Annotated in this window: 21 protein-coding genes, 1 pseudogene and 1 riboswitch; of the genes and pseudogenes, 13 read left to right on the top strand and 9 right to left on the bottom strand. The window is 73.4% G+C overall.

Annotated elements, in window-relative coordinates; translation table 11 throughout:
* Positions 1–2 precede the first annotated feature (2 nt).
* Positions 3–139, bottom strand: a riboswitch (SAM riboswitch).
* A gap of 127 nt (positions 140–266) precedes the next feature.
* On the top strand, positions 267–1220 hold the full coding sequence (gene holA / locus Q1K26_RS08330) for a DNA polymerase III subunit delta (RefSeq protein ID WP_300008997.1): 954 nt from the start codon (positions 267–269) through the stop codon (positions 1218–1220).
* 12 nt (positions 1221–1232) lie between these two features.
* Entirely contained in the window at positions 1233–1562 is a 330-nt protein-coding gene (locus Q1K26_RS08325; RefSeq protein WP_300008996.1) for a VOC family protein, read from the top strand.
* An 88-nt stretch (positions 1563–1650) separates the two neighbouring features.
* On the opposite strand, the gene rpsT is transcribed toward Q1K26_RS08325, so the two are convergent.
* Positions 1651–1914: a 30S ribosomal protein S20 gene (gene rpsT, locus Q1K26_RS08320; protein WP_300008995.1), complete on the bottom strand. Its 264-nt coding sequence runs from the start codon at positions 1912–1914 to the stop codon at positions 1651–1653.
* A gap of 114 nt (positions 1915–2028) precedes the next feature.
* Positions 2029–3204: an MFS transporter gene (locus Q1K26_RS08315; protein ID WP_300008994.1), complete on the bottom strand. Its 1176-nt coding sequence runs from the start codon at positions 3202–3204 to the stop codon at positions 2029–2031.
* A gap of 101 nt (positions 3205–3305) precedes the next feature.
* On the opposite strand from Q1K26_RS08315, the gene Q1K26_RS08310 reads away from it, so the two are divergent.
* Genes Q1K26_RS08310 through Q1K26_RS08300 form a run of 3 tightly spaced genes read left to right on the top strand, consistent with a single transcriptional unit; the run spans position 3306 to position 6738 of the window.
* The gene (locus tag Q1K26_RS08310) at positions 3306–4952 is read left to right on the top strand and encodes a circularly permuted type 2 ATP-grasp protein (RefSeq protein WP_300008993.1); all 1647 of its coding nucleotides are present in this window, start codon (positions 3306–3308) and stop codon (positions 4950–4952) included.
* Positions 4952–5893 carry an alpha-E domain-containing protein gene (locus Q1K26_RS08305; protein ID WP_300008992.1) on the top strand — a complete coding sequence of 314 codons (942 nt, stop codon included), beginning with the start codon at positions 4952–4954 and terminating at the stop codon, positions 5891–5893. Before Q1K26_RS08310 ends, Q1K26_RS08305 begins: the two co-directional genes overlap by 1 nt.
* A 2-nt stretch (positions 5894–5895) precedes the next feature.
* Complete coding sequence (locus Q1K26_RS08300) at positions 5896–6738, top strand: transglutaminase family protein (protein ID WP_300008991.1); 843 nt, start codon at positions 5896–5898, stop codon at positions 6736–6738.
* Here the strand turns inward: Q1K26_RS08300 and Q1K26_RS08295 are convergent.
* Both Q1K26_RS08295 and cynS read right to left on the bottom strand, forming a co-directional pair.
* Complete coding sequence (locus tag Q1K26_RS08295; RefSeq protein WP_300008990.1) at positions 6710–7393, bottom strand: dihydrofolate reductase family protein; 684 nt, start codon at positions 7391–7393, stop codon at positions 6710–6712. The genes Q1K26_RS08300 and Q1K26_RS08295 overlap by 29 nt on opposite strands.
* 104 nt (positions 7394–7497) lie before the next feature.
* A complete protein-coding gene (gene cynS / locus Q1K26_RS08290) occupies positions 7498–7962 on the bottom strand; it encodes a cyanase (protein WP_300008989.1) in 465 nt (154 codons plus the stop codon).
* A 147-nt stretch (positions 7963–8109) separates the two neighbouring features.
* Here cynS and lepA point away from each other — a divergent pair, with 147 nt between their 5' ends.
* The 4 genes from lepA to Q1K26_RS08270 are packed head-to-tail and all read left to right on the top strand — an operon-like array spanning position 8110 to position 11624.
* Positions 8110–9972 carry a translation elongation factor 4 gene (gene lepA, locus Q1K26_RS08285; RefSeq protein ID WP_300008988.1) on the top strand — a complete coding sequence of 621 codons (1863 nt, stop codon included), beginning with the start codon at positions 8110–8112 and terminating at the stop codon, positions 9970–9972.
* A gap of 55 nt (positions 9973–10027) precedes the next feature.
* A complete protein-coding gene (locus tag Q1K26_RS08280) occupies positions 10028–10618 on the top strand; it encodes a Uma2 family endonuclease (RefSeq protein ID WP_300008987.1) in 591 nt (196 codons plus the stop codon).
* On the top strand, positions 10615–10992 hold the full coding sequence (locus tag Q1K26_RS08275; RefSeq protein ID WP_300008986.1) for a hypothetical protein: 378 nt from the start codon (positions 10615–10617) through the stop codon (positions 10990–10992). Before Q1K26_RS08280 ends, Q1K26_RS08275 begins: the two co-directional genes overlap by 4 nt.
* On the top strand, positions 10989–11624 hold the full coding sequence (locus Q1K26_RS08270) for an MOSC domain-containing protein (RefSeq protein WP_300008985.1): 636 nt from the start codon (positions 10989–10991) through the stop codon (positions 11622–11624). The genes Q1K26_RS08275 and Q1K26_RS08270 overlap by 4 nt, the downstream gene beginning before the upstream one ends.
* A 24-nt stretch (positions 11625–11648) precedes the next feature.
* Here Q1K26_RS08270 and Q1K26_RS08265 read toward each other — a convergent pair whose 3' ends face one another.
* Together Q1K26_RS08265 and Q1K26_RS08260 are read right to left on the bottom strand one after the other, a co-directional pair.
* The gene (locus Q1K26_RS08265; protein WP_300008984.1) at positions 11649–12098 is read right to left on the bottom strand and encodes a MarR family transcriptional regulator; all 450 of its coding nucleotides are present in this window, start codon (positions 12096–12098) and stop codon (positions 11649–11651) included.
* Positions 12099–12199: 101 nt separating this feature from the next.
* Positions 12200–13165, bottom strand: coding sequence for a zinc-binding dehydrogenase (locus Q1K26_RS08260; RefSeq protein ID WP_300008983.1), 966 nt, complete (start codon positions 13163–13165; stop codon positions 12200–12202).
* 43 nt (positions 13166–13208) lie between these two features.
* On the opposite strand from Q1K26_RS08260, the gene Q1K26_RS08255 reads away from it, so the two are divergent.
* Positions 13209–13379 (top strand): hypothetical protein, encoded by a 171-nt coding sequence (locus Q1K26_RS08255; protein ID WP_300008982.1) that lies wholly within the window; start codon positions 13209–13211, stop codon positions 13377–13379.
* Here Q1K26_RS08255 and Q1K26_RS08250 read toward each other — a convergent pair.
* Positions 13360–14451, bottom strand: coding sequence for an NAD-dependent protein deacetylase (locus Q1K26_RS08250; protein ID WP_300008981.1), 1092 nt, complete (start codon positions 14449–14451; stop codon positions 13360–13362). The two genes, Q1K26_RS08255 and Q1K26_RS08250, sit on opposite strands and share 20 nt — an antisense overlap.
* 107 nt (positions 14452–14558) lie before the next feature.
* On the opposite strand from Q1K26_RS08250, the pseudogene Q1K26_RS28715 reads away from it, so the two are divergent.
* Positions 14559–15044, top strand: a pseudogene (locus tag Q1K26_RS28715) (TIGR03086 family metal-binding protein); the annotation flags it as partial.
* A gap of 150 nt (positions 15045–15194) precedes the next feature.
* Here the strand turns inward: Q1K26_RS28715 and Q1K26_RS08240 are convergent.
* Positions 15195–15962, bottom strand: a complete 768-nt coding sequence (locus tag Q1K26_RS08240; protein WP_300008979.1) for an enoyl-CoA hydratase-related protein — start codon at positions 15960–15962, stop codon at positions 15195–15197.
* A gap of 163 nt (positions 15963–16125) precedes the next feature.
* Complete coding sequence (locus Q1K26_RS08235; protein WP_300008978.1) at positions 16126–16581, bottom strand: OsmC family protein; 456 nt, start codon at positions 16579–16581, stop codon at positions 16126–16128.
* A gap of 151 nt (positions 16582–16732) precedes the next feature.
* Here Q1K26_RS08235 and Q1K26_RS08230 point away from each other — a divergent pair, with 151 nt between their 5' ends.
* The gene (locus Q1K26_RS08230; RefSeq protein WP_300008977.1) at positions 16733–17464 is read left to right on the top strand and encodes an N-formylglutamate amidohydrolase; all 732 of its coding nucleotides are present in this window, start codon (positions 16733–16735) and stop codon (positions 17462–17464) included.
* Positions 17465–17616: 152 nt separating this feature from the next.
* Entirely contained in the window at positions 17617–19476 is a 1860-nt protein-coding gene (locus Q1K26_RS08225; RefSeq protein WP_300008976.1) for an FAD/NAD(P)-binding protein, read from the top strand.
* Positions 19477–19716 lie beyond the last annotated feature (240 nt).

The raw sequence follows: 19716 nt of genomic DNA, 5'->3' as shown, positions 1-19716 counted from the left end.
TCTCCTCATCTTCCCCGCACCGTGCGGGTCGGAATTGGCACCGTGATCGAGCACGCGCCCAAGAACTGGGACTGTCTGACGTGTCTCGCCGGTTGCCGGGGCTTCAACGGGCCGTTCCCTCTGCCCCTCTGGATGAGCCATGTGCAGTTGTGGGCTGAGCAGCTACACCCGGCACGGTACGACACGGGGCAGGCACATCCCAAGCACCTGTCCGCCATGTGGGAGCCGGGTCACGGAATGTCGGGGCCGTGCGCGACGATGGGCCGGTGCCGCCGCCCCCCGTGCGCCTGGTCCTCGGTGAGGAGGAGCTGCTGGTCGAACGCGCCGTGCAGGACGTCGTCGTGCAGGTGCGCGAGCACGAGCCCGACGCCGAACTGCGCCGCTACCGGGCCTCCGAACTCACCCCGGTCGACCTGGCCGACGCGCTGAGCCCGTCGCTGTTCGCCGAGGGACGTGTCGTGGTCGTGGGGTCGGCCCAGGAGGCGGGCAAGGACCTGGCCGCGGCGATCCTGGACCAGGCCGCAGACACCGCCGACGGCATCGTCCTGGTGGTCGCGCACTCCGGCGGGGCGCGCAACAAGGCCCTCGCAGACACGTTGAAGGCCAGGGGCGCCGCCGTCACCCGCTGCGACCGGCTCACCCGCTTCGAGGAGCGGGCCGACTTCGTCCGCGCCGAGGTCCGGCGCGCCGGCGGGAAGATCGCCCCGGACGCGGTCGGGGTGCTCATCGAGGCCGTCGGGTCGGAGCTGCGGGAGCTCGCGGCGGCGACGAGCCAGCTGGTGGCCGACACCGGAGGGGTGATCGACGAGAAGGCGGTCCGCCGGTACCACCGCGGCCGTGCCGAGACCACCGGGTTCGCCGTCGCCGACAAGGTCGTGGCGGGCGACCGCGCGGGCGCACTGGAGTCGCTGCGCTGGGCGCAGCTGCTCGGTGTGCCGGCCGTGCTGGTGGCCGACGCGCTGGCCGACGCGATCCGCACGCTGGCCAAGGTCGGGTCGGCCGGGCGGGGCGACCCGAACCGGCTGGCGGGCCCGCTGGGGATGCCGCCGTGGAAGGTGCGCAAGGCACAGGGGCAGGTGCGGTCGTGGCGGCCGGAGGCCGTCGCGGCCGCCGTGGCGCTCACCGCGCAGCTCAACGCCGACGTCAAGGGCGCCTCGCCCGATCCGGACTATGCGCTGGAGCGTGCGGTGCTGCTGCTCTGCGCGGCACGCGGACGATGAGAGGATGCGCGGATGGATCTCGGAGAGTTCTCGGTCAGCCTCGCGGTCGCGGACCTGGGCCGGTCGTTGCACTTCTACCAGGCGCTGGGCTTCACGGTGGTCGACGGCGCCGTCGAGCAGTCCTGGGTGATGCTCGCCAACGGTTCGACCAAGATCGGGCTGTTCCAGGGCATGTTCGACACCAACATCGTGACGTTCAACCCGCCCGACGCGCGGGCGGTCGAGCAGGCCGTCGTCGCCGCCGGCTACGTGCCCGACCAGGCCACCGCGGCCGGTGACGGCCCCGCGCACTTCGTCGTTCGCGATCCCGACGGCAACCCGGTGCTCGTGGACCAGCACTGACCCGGCCCGACGCGCGAGAACGGCGCCGCCCTCCGGGGGCGGCGCCGTTCTCGGACGGACAGCGCCGTTGTTGTGGCCGGCCGGTGCGTCAGGCCGCGGCGTTGAGGCGCTTGGCCATCGACGACTTGCGGTTGGCGGCCTGGTTGGGGTGGATGACACCCTTGCTGGCCGCCTTGTCCAGCGCCTTGGCCGCGGCGCGCTGCAGTGCGGTGGCCTGCTCGGTGTCGCCGGCCTCGGCGGCCTCGCGGAACTTGCGCACCGCGGTGCGGACGGCGGACTTGACCGACTTGTTGCGCTGGCGCGCCTTCTCGTTGGTCTTGACCCGCTTGATCTGGGACTTGATGTTGGCCACGCGTATGCCTCGGGTTTCTCTGCCGCTGACGGTCTTGGCGCTGTCTGTGTGTCCGGAAGGCCCAGGCGGCGACAAGGACTACGGACGAACACGCCGGGCGCTCGACCGACAATGCTACAGCGCGGGTGCGGCGACGACGACATCACCCCGGCCCAGCGGCAGCAGCGCGACGAACGAGGCGAGCCCGCAGATCCCGGCGAAGCCGATGGCGAGCGCGTACCCGCCGGTCGCGTCGACCAGCACCCCGGCCAGCGGGGCGCCGAGCAGCGCCCCGATCCCGCCGGAGGTGTAGACCAGCCCGACGACGCCGCCGAGCCCGCGCAGGCCGAACAGCTCGGCGATGACGGCGGGCTGCAGCGCGATCCACCCGCCGTACCCGATGCCCAGCACGACGGCGAACACCACCAGCACCGGGTACGACCCGGCGGCGAACCAGATCCCGAAGCTCGCGCCGAGCACCGCGAAGCACGCCTGGAACGTGCGGATCCGCCCGAGCCGCTCGGCCACCGCGCCCATGGCGAGGCGTCCGACCACGCTCGCCACCCCGATGACGCCGACGAGCGCCGCGGCCGCGACGGGCGGCGTCCCGAGCGCGACGGCGGAGGCCGGGAGGAACACGAAGGGCACGAACAGGGCCAGCGAGGACAGCAGCGTGGCCCCGTACATCGACCGGAACGCCAGGCTCCGCACGAGCTGCCCGACCGGCAACGACAGGGCGCCGGTCGGTGCGGGAGGGCGGCGCACGACGAGCGCGCACACGACCAGCAGCGCGGCCCCCACGACTGCGAAGATCACGTGGGTCTGCCGCCAGCCCACCGTGCCGATCAACGAGGCGGCCAGCGGCGCCCCGACCAGCGTCCCGACCCCGATCCCGGACACCGCCACGGCCAGCGCGATCGCCCGCCGCGCGTCGAACCAGGCGCCGACGACGGCCACCATCGGCACGTACCCGCAGGCCACCGCCACGCCCACCCCGAGCCCGTAGGACAGGTAGCCGATCCACAGCTGCTGCACCGCTGCGGTGACGAGCAGCCCCGCGGCCAGGGCCGCGGCGGCCACCAGCAGCACCGGACGGGGCCCGAACCGGTCCACGGCGCGCCCGCTGACCGAGCCGAGCACGAACCAGCAGAACGCCGTGACCCCGAACACGACCGACGTCGCGCCGCTGCCGGTGCCGAACTCGGCGGCCATCGGTGCGAAGAACGCCCCGAAGCTGTAGGCCACCCCGAACACGACGGCCATCGACGTGAACGCCGCCCCGACCGTGATCCACCCGCTGCGCGCGTCCACCGGCCGACCCTACGTGCCGCGTTACACGCCCGTAGCACGCCGAGGTGGCCCCGGCCGGGTCCGCTGAGCGAGGATGGCCCCGGATCAGGACGAGGAGGACCGTGACGAGAGCACCCGAGCGCCGCCCGACCGAGGTCGAGGGGTCCGCCCTCTTCGACGGCTACCTGGAACCGGACCGCCCCTACTCGGGTGCCTTCGACGAGATGTTCCACGCCGACGGCCGCGTGCGCTCGCACTACCGCGCGCTGCACGACGCGATCGCGCCGACGGCCGCGGCGGACCTCGCCGTCCGCTCCGAGGCACTCGACCGCGCCTACGTCGACCAGGGCATCACGTTCTCGCTGTCGGGCCAGGAGCGGCCCTTCCCGCTCGACATCGTGCCGCGGGTGATCAGCTCCGGGGAGTGGAGCCGGCTGCAGAAGGGCATCGTCCAGCGGGTGCGGGCGCTGGAGGCGTTCCTCGCCGACATCTACGGCGACGCCGAGATCGTCCGCGACGGGATCCTGCCGCGCCGGCTGATCACCAGCTGTGAGCACTACCACCGCGCCGCCCAGGGGCTCAACCCGCCCAACGGCGTCCGCATCCACGTCGCCGGCATCGACCTCGTCCGCGACGAGGAGGGCACCTTCCGGGTGCTCGAGGACAACCTGCGCAACCCGTCGGGCGTGTCCTACGTGATGGAGAACCGCCGCACGATGGCGCGGGTGTTCCCGGACCTGTTCGGCAAGCAGCGTGTCCGCGCGGTCGGGGACTACTCCACCCACCTGCTGCGCGCACTGCGGGCCGCCGCCGCCGCGAACGAGGCCGACCCGACCGTGGTCGTGCTCACCCCGGGCGTGTTCAACTCCGCCTACTTCGAGCACTCGCTGCTCGCGCGGCAGATGGGGGTGGAGCTGGTCGAGGGCCGCGACCTGTTCTGCCGCGACAACATCGTCTACATGCGCACCACCGAGGGCGAGCAGCAGGTCGACGTGATCTACCGCCGCATCGACGACGAGTTCCTCGACCCGCTGCAGTTCAACCCGTCCTCCGTGCTCGGCGTCGCCGGGGTGCTCAACGCCGCGCGCGCCGGCAACGTCGTGATCGCCAACGCCGTCGGCAACGGCATCGGCGACGACAAGCTCGTCTACTGCTACGTCCCGAAGATGATCGACTACTACCTGGGCGAGAAGCCGCTGCTGCCCAACGTGGACACGTTCCGCTGCTGGCTCGACGACGAGAAGGCGCACGTCCTGGACCGGCTCGACGAGCTGGTGCTCAAGCCGGTCGAGGGGTCCGGTGGCTACGGCATCCTGTTCGGGCCCAACGCCACGGCCCGCGAGCTCGCCGACGCCCGCAAGACGATCAAGGCGGACCCGCGTGGCTGGATCGCGCAGCCCGTGGTGCAGCTGTCGACCGTGCCGACGAAGGTCGACGACCGGCTGGTGCCCCGCCACGTCGACCTCCGGCCGTTCGCGGTGAACGACGGCGACGGGGTGTTCGTGCTCCCCGGCGGGCTGACCCGGGTGGCACTGCCCAAGGGCAGCCTGGTCGTCAACTCCAGCCAGGGCGGGGGCAGCAAGGACACCTGGGTGCTCGCCGCGCAGCGCTCGCCCGAGGCCGAGCGCGAGCTGGGGGAGCGCGGGCTCGCGGTGTCGGCCCCGGCCGGATCGCCCGCGGCCGAGCACGGCCCGGAGCTGACGATGAGCCAGCAGCAGCAACAGCAGCAACAGCAGCAACAGCAGCAACAGCAGGGGGAGGACGACTAGTGCTCGCCCGCAACGCGGAGTCGCTGTACTGGATCGGCCGCTACGTCGAGCGCGCCGACGACACCGCGCGCATCCTCGACGTGTCGGTGCACCAGCTGCTCGAGGACGCCACCGTCGACGCCGACACCACCGCCCGCACCCTGCTCGCCGTGCTCGGGGTGGAAGCGCCGGAGGGCGACCCGCTCGACGCGTGGTCGCTCACCGAGCTGGTCGGCTACTCCGACCAGGCCGGATCGATCGTGTCCTCGGTGTCCAGCGCGCGGGAGAACGCCCGCGGCGCCCGCGAGGTGGTGTCCTCGGAGATGTGGGAGTGCCTCAACGCCACCTGGAACGCCCTGCCCGAGCGGCAGCGCTACGCCCGGTGGGTCGGCCCGCACGCGTTCTTCTCCTACGTCGAGGACCGCGCGGCCATGTTCTCCGGCATGGCGGCGTCGACGATGAGCCGCGACGACAGCTGGCGGTTCTACCTGCTCGGCCGCTCGGTCGAGCGGGTCGACATGGTGGTGCGGCTGCTGCTCTCCCGGGTCTCGGACCGCATGTCGTCGCCGGGCTGGCTCACCGTGCTGCGCAGCGCCGGGGCCGCCGACACCTACCTGCGGACCTACCGCGGGGCGCTGGACGCCACCCGCGTCGTGCAGTTCCTGCTGATGGACAAGCTGTTCCCGCGCTCGGTGTTCCACGCCCTGCGCCAGGCCGAGACGTGCCTGGCCGAGCTGGACAACCGTCCCACCGCCCGCATCGGGGCCAAGGCCGAGGCGCTGCGGCTGCTCGGCCGGGCCCGCTCCGAGCTGGAGTTCCTGCGGCCCGAGGAGTTGCTCGACGACCTGCCCACCCAGCTCATGGGTCTGCAGGGCACCATCCGCGACGTCGGCGAGGCCGTGTCGCTGCAGTACTTCCACGCCGCCCCCTGGGTCGCCTGGACCGCACCGGAGGTCTCCTAGACATGGGCTGGCGCATCAGGGTCGTGCACGAGACGGGGTACCGCTACTCCGCGCCGGTGCACGAGTCCTACAACGAGGTGCGGCTCACCCCGCGCAGCGACAACCGGCAGAACGTGATCGTCAGCCGGGTCGAGACGGTGCCGCCGACGCGGTCCTACCGCTACGCCGACTACTGGGGCACCACGGTCACGGCGTTCGACCTGCACGCCCCGCACACCGAACTGGCCGTCACCGCCACCTCGGTGGTCGAGACCGCGGACGCGCTCGCCCCCGCCCGCTCGGCCACCTGGGAGGAGCTGGCGAGCGAGCCGGTGCGCGACCGGTTCACCGAGACCCTGGAGTTCACCGACTACGTCGTGCGCAACCGCGACCTCGGCCGGGCGGCCAGGGCGCTCAAGCGCGGCAAGGACCCCGCCGACGCCGTGCTCGCCGCCTGCCGCTGGGTGCGCGAGCACCTCGCCTACCGGCCCGGCACCACCGGGGTGCACACCAACGCGGTGGAGGCGTGGGAGACCCGCCAGGGCGTCTGCCAGGACTTCGCGCACCTCACGCTGCTGCTGCTGCGCGAGATGGGCGTGCCCGCGCGCTACGTCTCGGGGTACCTGCTGCCCCGCGCGGAGACCGAGGTCCGCCAGACCGTCACCGGAGAGAGCCACGCCTGGATCGAGGCCTGGACCGGGGGCTGGTGGGGCTACGACCCCACCAACGACATCGAGATCGGCCACCGGCACGTCTGGGTCGCCGTCGGTCGCGACTACGCCGACGTGCCCCCGCTCAAGGGGATCTTCTCCGGTGGCAAGGCCGCCGCCCTCGACGTCACGGTGGACATGACCCGCCTGGCGTGACGGGCCGGTACACCAGCAGCGCGACATCGCCGACGCGGCGCAGGTCGACCAGCTCCATGCGGTGCGCGGCGTCCTGCGGGAACCGGGCCGGGTGCACGAACCGGGGGGCCGCGTCGTCGCCGACGAGGAACGGCGCGACGGCGACGTGCAGCTCGTCCACCACGCCCGCCGCCAGGAACAGGGTGTGCACCGCGCCGCCGCCCTCGACCATGAGACGCCCCACGCCGCGGGCGGCGAGATCGGCCAGCACGAGGTCGAGGCGCAGCGGATCCCCCGCGTCGACGACGGTCGCGAGCCCGGCCAGCTCCGGGTGCTCCCCGGAGGCGGAGTAGACCAGCTTGTCGGCCTCGCCGTCGGTGAAGAACCGCGCGGTCGGGTCGAGACCGCCCCCGCGGGTGATCGTCACCTTGGCCGGCGACGGGGTCAGGCCGCGGCGGACCCGCTCGGCCCGGCGGGTCGCCGACCGCACGGCCAGCCGCGGGTCGTCCGCGCGGATCGTGCCCGCTCCCACCAGGATCGCGTCCACCCCGGCGCGGACCTCGTCGACCCGGTCGAGGTCCTCCGCGCCGGAGATCATCAACCGGTCGGGGCCCGCGTCGTCGATGTGGCCGTCGAGGGAGGTGGCGACCGACAGCAGCACGTACGGGCGGGCCATGGACCGACGCTACCGATGCGCCCCGGACAGCACCCGCCGGCCCGGCCGCCGCGGCGGGCGGCGGGCGGTGCGGGCGCGGGCCCGCCTGCGCCGTCGGCCGGGGGTCACCAGCTGCGGTAGGGCAGGAACTTCCCGTTGAACGTGATGACGACGCGGTCACCCCTGGGGTCGGCGACGCGCCGGAGGTCCATCTCGAAGTCGATCGCGCTGACGATCCCGTCGCCGAACTCCTCGCGCACCAGCTCGCTGATGGTGTGCCCGTAGACCTGCACCATCTCCTGGAGCCGGTAGACGACCGGCTCCGAGGTGTCGACGACGTGCGCGCCGCGGACCGGGGGCAGCTCCAGCGCCTCGACGACGACCGGGTCGAGCTCCAGCGCGGATCCGAGGGCCGCGGCCTGCTCGGCGGTGAGCGGGTGCTGGCCGAGCAGGGCGGCCGTGGTCCACTCGGTGGAGCGCCCGATCGCCCTGCCGAGGTCGGCCCACCTCAGCGCGGCGCGGCGCTTCGCGGCAAGCACGGCCGTGGCGGCCTGCATGCGGTCAAGGGGCGGGGGTGGCGTGCTGCTCATGCCGGGATCCTGCTGGTGCGCGGTGTGGATCGGCAAGCCCGGCCCGCACCGGTCCCGGGGCGCGGATCACACCCGGACCCGCGTGAGCGGGTGTCCGCGGGTGACGTGGGACGATGGACCGGTCCCCGCAGCTGAATGGAACCGTGAGTGGCCTCGTACGCCGACAAGACGTTCACCCCGCCGGAGCTGATCCGGAACTTCTGCATCATCGCCCACATCGACCACGGCAAGTCGACGCTGGCCGACCGCATGCTGCAGATCACCGGCGTGGTCGAGGAGCGCGCGATGCGCGCCCAGTACCTCGACCGCATGGACATCGAGCGCGAGCGCGGCATCACGATCAAGGCGCAGAACGTGCGGCTGCCGTGGAAGGTCGCCAACGCCGACGGCACGAGTGTCGAGCACGTCCTGCACATGATCGACACCCCGGGCCACGTCGACTTCACCTACGAGGTGAGCCGGGCGCTGGAGGCGTGCGAGGGCGCGATCCTGCTGGTCGACGCCGCCCAGGGGATCGAGGCGCAGACCCTGGCCAACCTGTACCTGGCCATGGAGAAGGACCTCACGATCATCCCGGTGCTCAACAAGATCGACCTCCCGGCGGCCGACCCGGACCGCTACGCCAGGGAGATCGCGCACATCGTCGGCTGCGACCCGGACGAGGTGCTGCGGGTCTCCGCGAAGTCCGGGCTCGGCGTCGGTGAACTGCTCGACGAGGTCGTCCGGCTCACCCCGCCCCCGGTCGGTGTCTCCGACGCGCCGCCCCGCGCGATGATCTTCGACTCGGTGTACGACACCTACCGCGGCGTCATCACCTACGTCCGCGTCGTCGACGGGAAGATCACCCCGCGCGAGCGGATCAGGATGATGTCCACCGGGGCCACCCACGAGATCCTGGAGATCGGGATCGTCTCGCCGGAGCCGAAGGCGAGCATCGGGCTCGGCGTCGGCGAGGTGGGCTACCTGATCACCGGTGTGAAGGACGTGCGGCAGAGCAAGGTCGGCGACACGATCACGACGCTGCGCCACGGCGCCACCGAGCCGCTGACGGGCTACCGCGAGCCGCGCCCGATGGTCTACTCCGGCCTGTACCCCGTGGACGGCTCGGACTACCCGGAGCTGCGCGACGCCCTGGACAAGCTGCAGCTCAACGACGCCGCGCTCACCTACGAGCCGGAGACCTCCGCCGCACTGGGCTTCGGGTTCCGCTGCGGCTACCTCGGCCTGCTGCACCTGGAGATCACCCGCGACCGCCTGGAGCGCGAGGCCGGGCTCGACCTCATCTCCACCGCGCCCAACGTCGTCTACCGGGTGGTGACCGACGACGGCACCGAGCTCACCGTCACCAACCCCTCGGACTGGCCGACCGGCAAGATCGCCGAGGTGCACGAGCCCGTCGTCAAGGTGACGGTGCTGGTGCCCTCGGAGTACATCGGCACGGTCATGGAGCTGTGCCAGAGCCGGCGCGGCCAGCTCGGGGGCATGGACTACCTGTCGGAGAGCCGCGTCGAGCTGCGCTACACGCTGCCCCTCGCCGAGATCATCTTCGACTTCTTCGACGCGTTGAAGTCCCGCACCCGCGGCTACGCCTCCCTGGACTACGAGGAGTCCGGCGAGCAGGCCGCCGACCTGGTGAAGGTCGACATCATGCTGCAGGGCGAGGCCGTCGACGCGTTCTCGGCGATCCGGCACAAGGACCACGCCTACGCCTACGGCACCGCGATGACCTCCAAGCTGCGCGAGCTGATCCCGCGCCAGCAGTTCGAGGTGCCGATCCAGGCCGCGATCGGGTCGCGGATCATCGCGCGGGAGAACATCCGCGCGATCCGCAAGGACGTGCTCGCCAAGTGCTACGGCGGGGACATCACCCGCAAGCGCAAGCTGCTGGAGAAGCAGAAGGAGGGCAAGAAGCGCATGAAGACCATCGGCCGGGTCGAGGTGCCGCAGGAGGCCTTCGTCGCGGCGCTGTCCACCGACTCCGACGGGGACGCCGGCAAGGCGAAGAAGTAGGCGGAACCGCGGGGCCCCCGATTCCGTCTATGCCCGGAGACGGAAGGAGGGGACCATGAGGGCCATGACGAGCCAGCAGGCATCGATCCCGACAGGTCGCCCGTTCACGGTCGACGACCTGGAGGGCATGCCCGATGACGGCAACCGGTACGAGATCATCGACGGGACGCTCATCGTGAGCCCGGCACCGAGCTGGGAGCACCAGGAGATGGGCTTCGCTGCAGGCATTCGGCTGAGAGCCGCATGCCCGCGGGAGTTGCGAGTGCTGATTGCGCCGTTCGCCGTGCAGACGGCGTTCGACAACGAGGTGCAGCCCGACGTCCTCGTCGCTCGGTTCACGGACCTGCGATCGAAGAACCTGCCGACGCCGCCGGTGATGGTGGCCGAGGTGCTCTCCCGCAGCACCCAGCTGCACGACCGCAACACCAAGAAGGCGCACTACGAGCGGATGGGCGTGCCGGTCTACTGGCTCCTCGACCCCACCGAGCCCGGCTCGCTCACCGTGTTCGAGCACCGTGCCATGGAGATCGGGGGCGGCGGCTACGAGCAGGTGGCGCACGTCGTCGGCGACGAGGAGTACGCGGCCCGGCGCCCGTTCCCGGTGACGGTGGTGCCCGCCCGGCTGCTGGACGGCACCCGCCCGTGACGTTGCCGGGGGACGCGGGCATCGCCGCAGGCGGGGCGGTGCTGGTGGTCGTGCTCGTCCTCGGGCTGCTGGCCGGGTGGGCGAAGCAGCGGTGGGTGCTGCTGCTGGCCGGGCTGGTGGCCGTCGTCGTCGTCGGCCTGGTGGTCGGGGGCACCGGGGGTCTGGACCTGCAGGGCCCGCGGGAGGTCGTCGCGCAGCGGCTCGGCGCCGTCTACGAGGTGGTGGTGCCGCCGGCGATCGCGTTCGTCGCGGGCTGGCTCGCCGCCCGCGGCACGTGGTTCAAGCGCGCGCTGGTCGTCGGCGTGGGCATCCTGCTGCTGGCCGCGTTCCCGTACGCGGCGGCCGCGGAGGCCACGGCAGGATGGGTGGCATGAGGGGGAGGGTCGAGTCCGTCAACGTCGGCGTGGTCCGCACCGGCGCGTGGACCGGCGACAAGGAGCGCACCGCGATCGACAAGCGCCCCGTCGAGGGCCCGGTGCGGATCGGGTCCGAGGGGCTGGCCGGCGACACCGTCTGCGACCTGCGCCACCACGGCGGGCCGGACCAGGCCGTGTACGCCTACTCGACGGCCGACCTGGACTTCTGGAGCGCGGAGCTCGACGCTCCGGTGCCACCCGGCGGGGTGGGCGAGAACCTCACGCTGCGCGACGTCGACTGCTCGGGAGCGGTCGTGGGCGAGCGCTGGCAGGTGGGTGACGCGGTGCTCGTGGTGCGGCTGCCGCGCATCCCGTGCCGCGTGTTCGCCGGGTTCCGGGCCACCCCCGACCTGGTGAAGCGCTTCATGCGCGCCGGGCGCCCCGGCGCCTACCTCTCGGTGGAGAGCCCCGCTGCCGTCACGCGCGGCGACCCGGTGACGGTGCTGGACCGGCCGGATCACGGTGTGACCGTCGCCGAGGTGATGGCGGCGCAGGCCGGACGGCCGGACCTGCTGCCGCGGATCGTCGCGGCCCGTGGGGATCTGGGAGTGCGGGGGAGGCGCTGGCTCGACGCGCGGACCGGGGGCTGAGTCGTCGCGTCGCGGGGCGGGGAGTCAGTTCCTGCGTCGGGTGGCGAGGGTCTCGAGCAGCTCGGCGAGCTGGGCGCGTTCGGGGGTGTGCGAGGCGCCGAGAGCCTCGCCCGCGCGGCGTTCCACCCGCCCGCAGACCCGTTCCACGACGGCCCGGCCGTCTCCGGCCAGGTGGACGAGGACGCGACGCCGGTCCACGGGGTCGGTGCGCCGGACCGCCATGCCCGCGGCGACCAGCCGATCCACCACCCGGGTCGCCGTGGGAGCCGGGAGGGCCGTGTGGGCGGCGATCTCGCCCATGCTCCGGCCGCCGCCCTTGGCGAGCATCAGCAGCACCCGCCAGCCGTCCCGGCTGACGCCCTCCGCCGAGGTGGCCGGGGACAGCGCGGTGGCCAGCGCGCGGTCCAACCGGTCCAGCAGCTCGACCAGACCTGTCACAGGTGGCGCCGGGGCGTACACCGTCCCCGGCGCCATTCGACTTCGTGGCTCAGACACGGTGACAGACTGTACGCGGTCGCCGGATGCACGTGCGGCTGTTCGTGCAGAAAGAATCCTTACGGCCCTATCTGTCCGTCTCAGCGCGTGAACACGATCTTGCCGGTGGCGGTGCCGTCGAGCATCGCCCGGAAGCCCTCCTCTGCCTTCTCCATCGGCAGCTCCAGACCGACCTCGGGGGTGATCCCGGCGTTGGCGATGAAGGTCAGCATGTCGGCCAGCTCGTCGCGGGTACCCATCGTGGAGCCGACGACGCGCAGCTGCAGGAAGAACAGCCGCTGCAGGTCGGCGGGCGGGTTGGGGCCGCTCGTCGAGCCGGAGATCACGATGATGCCGCCGGGCTTGAGCGCCCGCATCGAGTGCGACCACGTGGCGTCACCGACGGTCTCGAACACGCCGTCGACCTTGCCGGGCAGCCGCTCCCCCGAGGCGAAGGTGGCGTGCGCGCCCAGGCGCTGCGCGACGGCCCGCTTGTCGTCGGAGCGCCCGGTGGCCCAGACCTCCATTCCGGCCGCGCGGCCCAGCTGGATCAGCGCGGTGGCGACGCCGCCCGAGGCTCCCTGCACGAGCATGCGCTGGCCGGGACGGAGGCCGGACTTGGTGAAGATCATGCGGTAGGCGGTGAGCCACGCGGTGCCCATGCAGGCGGCCTGCACCGTGGACAGCCCGGCCGGCTTGGGGATCGCGTTGCGGGCCGGGACGACCACGGTGTCGGCGAAGCTGCCCTGGTGCTTCTCGGTGAGCAGCGTGCGCCTGGGGTCCAGCGTCTCGTCGCCGCTCCAGGACGGGTCGCCGATCACCGAGTGGATCACGACCTCGGAGCCGTCGGGCAGCGTGCCTGCGCCGTCGCAGCCCAGGATCATCGGGAACTGCTCGGGTTTGATCCCGACGCCGCGCAGGGTCCAGATGTCGTGCATGTTGAGGCTGGCGGCGGCGACCTTCACGGCCACCCATCCCTCGGGGGCCACGGGCTCCGGGCGCTCACCCACGGTGAGCGAGGAGAGCGGAGCGTCGGCATTGGGCTCGGCTGCGTAGACGGCGAACATGGTGCGAATCTACTGCCGGGCGCGGCTGAGTACCGTATGGGGCGTGGCACGCGCGCTGGCGGACTGGTACGACGCGGTGGAGCTGTGGGTCACCCAGCTCGCCTTCCCGCTGCAGGTGCTGCTCGCGGTGCTCGTCGTGCTGCCCCTGTGCTTCGGGGTGGCCGTGGTGATGGACCGGGTGTCCGAACGCATCGTCAGCCGGGCGCGGCGCTGACCGGGTCCGCGGCGGCGGCCAGTGCGGGCAGGAACTCCGAGCACCCGGCGTCCACGCGCACGGTGGCCAGGGCGTCACCCCGGGTGGTGCCGCGGTTGACGATCACCACGGGCACGTCGAGCCGGTGGGCGTGGCGGACGAACCGCAGCCCGGACATCACCGTCAACGACGACCCGGCGACGAGCAGCGCGCCCCCGACCCGCCCGGTCGGTGCCGCCAGCGCGTCGACCATCGCGTAGGCCCGAGCCACCCGGTCCCTGGGCACGTTCTCCCCGAAGAACACGACATCGGGCTTGAGCACACCGCCGCAGCCGGCGCACGCGGCGAGCCGGAAGCCGTCGGTGTCCTCCAGTTCGGCGTCCCCGTCGGGAGCGGCCGCCCCGAGCGCGGCCTCGACGAAACCGGGATTGAGCGCGGTGAACCGTTCCTGCAGCTCCGCCCGCGGGCTGCGCCGCTCGCACCGCAGGCACGCGACGGTGTCGATGCGGCCGTGCAGGTCGATCAGCTCGCGGCTCCCGGCGGCAGAGTGCAGCCCGTCGACGTTCTGCGTGATCAGCCCGCGCAGCACGCCCGCGCGTTCCAGCTCGGCGATCGCACGGTGTCCGGCGTTCGGTGCGGCGTGCGCCATCCGGGCCCAGCCGACACAGCTGCGGGCCCAGTACCGGCGCTGCGCGGGCTCCCCGGTGAGGAACTCCTGGAAGGTCATCGGGGTGCGGCGCGGGGAGCCGGGGCCGCGGTAGTCGGGGATGCCGGAGTCGGTGGACAGCCCCGCTCCGGTCAGTGCGACCAGCGGGCGCCCGGCCAGCAGCTCGAGCGCGGGGACGTCGAGGACCGGCACGAGGTCCAGGGTAGCCGGATCGGCGCCGGCGCCGAGGCGCTCAGCCGGCCGCTCCGGCCCGACGGCCGGGCCGGCCCGCGTCCCGCTCCGCGTCCAGGCCGGCGGCCACCTCGCCGAGGTCGATCGACCCCAGCGCCGCCGGCCACGGTCGAGCACCTCGCGGTAGGCGGGCACCCGAGCCAGCCCGGCCCAGCCGATCTCTCCGTCGGCCAGTGCCAGGCCGTCGGGCGACATGCGCGGGACGGTACGGATCCGGTCGACTCCGCGGGCCCGAACGGGGAGATCCGTGGTGTCGCGTTCGTCCAAGACCGCCCGCGACGGGCTGCGGCAGGCTCGGCGCCATGGATCACGCCGACCACCTGGCCCGCACCGTCGACCTCGCCGTCGCCGCCGTCCGCGGCATCGACCCGGCCCGCTTCGACGACCCCACGCCGTGCACCGAGTACACCGTCCGCCTGCTGATCGACCACGTCGCGTCTGCACTGCGGCTCGCGCATCACGCCGGCACGCGCGAACCGCTGGAATGGGTGGACGGCCCGTCCCCGGTGCTGGCCGGGCTCACCGAGGCGGACTGGGCCGACGCCTGCGCCCGGGAGGGTGCGGCCGTCGCCGCCGCGTGGGCCGACCCGGCCACCTGGGAGGGCGAGAGCCACATGGCGGGGGCCCCGATGCCGGCCGCCGCGATCGGCTCGCTGATGACCGCGGAGTTCGCCGTGCACGCCTGGGACCTCTCCGTCGCCACGGGGCAGCGCCTCGTCGTGCCCGAGCCGCTCGCCCGGGCCGTGCTCGACGGGGTGTCGGCCGTCGCGCAGATGGGCCGCGACGGCGGCTGGTACGGCGCGGAGGTCCCGGTGCCGGTCACGGCGAGCACGTTCGACAGGGCCCTGACCGGAGCGTGTCGCACACCCTGCGGCCGGTCGCACGGGGTGCGTCCTGTGCGAGGAAGCCGCAGCCTGTGCGACAGCGCCGTCGGTCGCCTACGGCGTCGCCGCCCAGGCCGGCTTGCGCTTCTCCGCGAACGCCCGCATGCCCTCCTGGCCCTCGTCGCCTGCGAAGAACCCGGCGGAGAGCTCCAGCATCGCGTCGAACTGCTCGCCCATGGTGCCCCGCGGTGCGCGCAGCATCTCCTTGGTCGCGGCGAGGGCGCCGGGGGCCCCCAGGCGCAGCATCTCCACGTAGCGGGCCACCTCGGCGTCCAGCCCGTCGCCGGGCACCGCGGAGTTGACCAGGCCCACGGCGGCGGCGCGGCCGGCGTCGAAGGTCTCGCCGGTGAGGAACAGCTCGTGCGCGGCCCGCGGCAGCAGCCGGGGCAGCACCGTCACCGAGATGATCGCCGGGACGACGCCGATGCGGACCTCGCTGAACGCGAACGTGGCCTCGTGCGCGGCCACGGCGATGTCGCAGGCGGCGACCAGCCCCACCCCGCCCGCCCGGGCCGGTCCGGCCACCCGCGCGACGACCGGTGTGGGCGAGTTCCAGACCAGCTCCAGGATCTCCGGGAACTCGCGCACCCCCTGCTGCTCGTCGCCCGCCGCGCGCGCCTCCTTCAGGTCCATCCCGGCGCAGAACACCCGTCCGGTGTGGGTCAGGACGACCACGCGGGCGGCGTCGTCGGCCAGCGCGGTGTCGAGGTGCGCGCGCAGCTCGTGACGCAGCTGCGCAGACAGGGCGTTGCGGTTGGCGGGGGAGTCCAGCGTGATCGTCGCGACGCCGGCGGCGATGTCGAGGTGCACGAGCTCGGTCATGTCGGCACGGTATCGGTGGCCCCGGCGGGTTCCCAGTCGAACCGGTCGCGCAGGTGGCCCGCGGTCGACTCGTCGCCGGGGAGGAAGGACTTGTGCGCGACGGCGCCGGACGGCCGGGGCGGGGCGACCCGATCCCGGGCCGTCCGACGCCGGGCCGCGCCGGTCAGGCGGGCTTGACCTGCGTCCAGTCGTTGGTGATCCGCACCCCGGCGCGGGTGAATAGCACGCTGACCGGGCAGCGCCGCGCCACCTCGTCGCGCAGCGTGTCGAACCGGTCGGCCGGCGCGTCGGTGGTGATCTCCGCGGCGATCACCAGGTTCTGGAACGTGGCGTCGGCGCTCTCGCGGCCGGTCGTCATCGTGGTCGGGTCGAGGTCGGCGGACACGTCGAAGCGGACGGACTCGATGGTGATGCCGAGCTCCTTGGCGACGACCTGGGCGGTCACCTGGTTGCACGAGCTCAGCGAGGCCAGCGTGTAGGCCAGCGGGCTGGGGTGGGCGTCCTGGCCGCCGAAGGCGGGGTACGCGTCGGTCCGGATCACGTGGTCGGCGCCGGAGACGGCGACGGTCTGCGCGACCCCGGTCCCGGCGCCGCTGACGGCGAAGTTGACGAGAGGCATGGCTCTACTCCTGGGGGTGGAACGGGGAACGGGACGGGAAGGGACCGGTCAGCGACAGCTGGTGGCGCAGATGCGCAGCAGGTCGATGTGCAGGCGGCGCACCAGACCCGGGTCGATCGTCACGATTGTGTAGTGAACTACATTGCCGGGCGTGACGCCATCCGGTGCCGCACACAGCCGGGTGGTCCTGCACGTCCCGCACGCCGGCGTCGACATCCCGGCGTGGACCCGCCCCCACCTGCTCCTCGACGACGCCACGCTGGCCGCGGAGGTCGCCGCGCTCACCGACCACGGCACCGGCGAGATCGCGGCGGCCGCGGCCCGTGCCGCCCGGACCAGGCCGTGGCTCCTGGTCAACCCGGTGTCGCGGTTCGTCGTCGACGTCGAGCGCTTCCCCGACGAGCGCGAGGAGATGGCGGCGGTCGGGATGGGCGCGGTCTACACCCACGGCACGCGCGGTCAGCGCATCCGCGACGACGACCCGGCCCACCGCGACGCCCTGCTGGCCGCCTTCTACGCACCCTGGGCCGAGGCGGTGGAGACCCTGGTGGCACAGCGGATCGCGGCCACCGGGGGATGCGTGCTGATCGACGTCCACTCCTACGCGCCGGACCCGCTGCCCTACGAGCGGCACGGCGGCGGGCCGCGCCCCCCGGTCTGCCTGGGCACCGACCCGGTGCACACGCCCGCGTGGCTCGTCGCGGCCGCCCGCGCGGCGTTCGGCGCCGGGGTCGCGCTCGACACGCCCTTCTCGGGTGCGTACGTGCCGCTGTCGCGCCACGGCACGGACCCCCGGGTGAGCGCGCTGATGGTGGAGATCCGCCGCGGCACCGATCCCGCCGCCGTGACCGGCGCACTGACAGAGTTGATCGACGCGGCGTGACGCGCGCCCGATCCGCTGGTCGGACCGCGCGGCCCGCCGTACCGTCGACGCCATGGGTTGCTCGCTCGTGCGCCGGTGGCACGTGGACCTGTGCCGCACCAGCGCCGCGCTGTAGGGGTACGGACCGCCCTGGCCGCTCCCGAGAGGACCCCATGACCTCCCAGATCGCGATCGTCGGCGCCGGACCCCGCGGCGCGGGCATCCTGGAACGCCTGGCCGCGAGCGCCCCCGAGCTGCATCCCGGTGGCATCGACGTCCACCTGATCGACCCCTACCCCGCGGGACCCGGCCGGATCTGGCGGCACGCACAGTCGCCGCTGCTGGCGATGAACTCGATGGCCGCCGACGTCACCATGTTCACCGACGACACGGTGGTCTGCGACGGCCCGATCGTGCCCGGCCCGTCGTTCTGGGACTGGGCGCGCGCGTCGCCGGAGGTGGCCCCGGAGCTGCGCGGTGAGCTGGCCACCGTCACCGCGTCGACGTTCCCCAGCCGTCGTCTGCAGAGCGAGTACCTGGCCTGGGTGCTGCGCCACGTCATCGACGACCTGCCCGCCGGGATGCGCGCGCACGTCCACCGCACCCGCGCGACGGGCCTGACCGAGGACGGCGGGACGCAGGTCGTGCACCTCGAGGGCGCCCCGCCGCTGCGCGTCGATGCCGTGGTGCTGGCGTCGGGCCACCTCGACGCCACCCCCACCGACGACGAGCACGCGCTCGCCGCCCGCGCGGCCGAGCGGGGCCTGCGCTACCTGCCGCCCGAGCAGACCACCGACTCGGACCTTTCGGTGCTGGCGCCGGAGGAGACGGTGCTGGTGCGCGGCATGGGACTGGCGTTCGTCGATCTCGTGGTGCTGCTGTTCGAGGGCCGGGGCGGGCGGTTCACCGAAGCGGGCTACGTGGCGTCCGGGCGCGAGCCGCGGCTGGTCGTCGGCTCCCCGCGCGGCTCGACCTACCACTCGAAGACCCACTACGCGCTCCGGGCGCCGCGCCCGCCGCTGCCGCGCTTCTTCGGGCCCGACGCCGTCGACCCGCTGATCGCTGCGGGCGAGGTGGACCTGCGCGCGCAGGCCTGGCCCCTGATGGCCAAGGAGATCGCCTGGGGGTGGTACCACGAGCTGTTCGTCGGGCACCCCGACGCCGTCGCCCTGCCGTGGGCGGAGTTCGCCGGTGCCTACGCCGCACTCGACTGGGACTCGCCCGGGATGCTCGCGCTGATCGACTCGGCCGTGCCCGACCCGGTCGACCGCATCGACTTCGCCGCACTCGATCGCCCCCTCGACGGCCTCACCGCGCCCGATCTCGCCGCCCTGCAACCGCTGGTGCGCGAGCGCATCGCCGAGGACCTGCGCCAGCACGTCGACGACCGGCACACCGCGCACCTGGGCGCGTTCGTCGCGATGCTGTCGGTCTACGGGGAGACCACGCGGCTGTCCGGGTCGCTCTCGGCGCGCTCCCGGGCCACGGACATGGCCTGGTGGCAGGGGTTCTTCAACGGCGTCGCGAGCGGCCCGCCGGGGTTCCGGGTGCGCGAGCTGCTCGAGCTGTCCCGGGCCGGGTTCGTCGACTTCCTCGGTGCGGGGATGTGGGTCGAGGTGGATGCCGACGGCTTCCGGGCCGGCAGCACCACGCTCGCCGACGCCGAGCCGGTCCGGGCCGCCGCGCTGGTCGACGCCCGCCTCCCGGACCCCAGCGCGGCCCGCACCGTCGACCCGCTGCTCGCCGACCTGATGGCGCGCGGCGCCGTCAGCGAGGACGTCCTGATCGACCCCGACGGCACCGTTCTGCGCAACACCGGCCTGATCCGCGTCCGCGCGGAGGACGGCGCGCTGATCGACGCCGCAGGCGAGGTGCACCCGCAGCGGTTCGCGGTGGGCCCGCACACCACGGTGAAGGTCGCGGGCGCCTTCACCCGGCCCGGCATGAACGCCCAGAGCCTGCGCTACAACGACGCGGTCGCCCGCGCCGTCCTGCGCAGCCTCCCGGCGGCGGCGCGTGCCGCTGCCGCCTGACCCGGCGGAGATCGCTCGGCGGTGCTCGCCCCGCGCGACCAAGCGCCTCCGGGTCGCCGACGGCCTCCGGGCCGCGGCCCGGCCCGAGCATCGCCTCGGCAAGCTCCCGGCCGGTGGCCGTTCGGTGAGCCTCGCCAGCCACCGCAGCCGCTGGTGGTCCGCGGCGGGGAGGGAAGGCCCCAGATCGCTTCCCGGTGACGCCGCCGGGCCGCGGAGGTCGTTAGCAGCCGCGCGCCCGTC

The sequence above is a fragment of the Pseudonocardia sp. genome, from assembly GCF_029263155.1.
Taxonomy (GTDB): Bacteria; Actinomycetota; Actinomycetes; order Mycobacteriales; family Pseudonocardiaceae; genus Pseudonocardia.
This window is presented reverse-complemented; position numbering and strand designations above follow the sequence as displayed.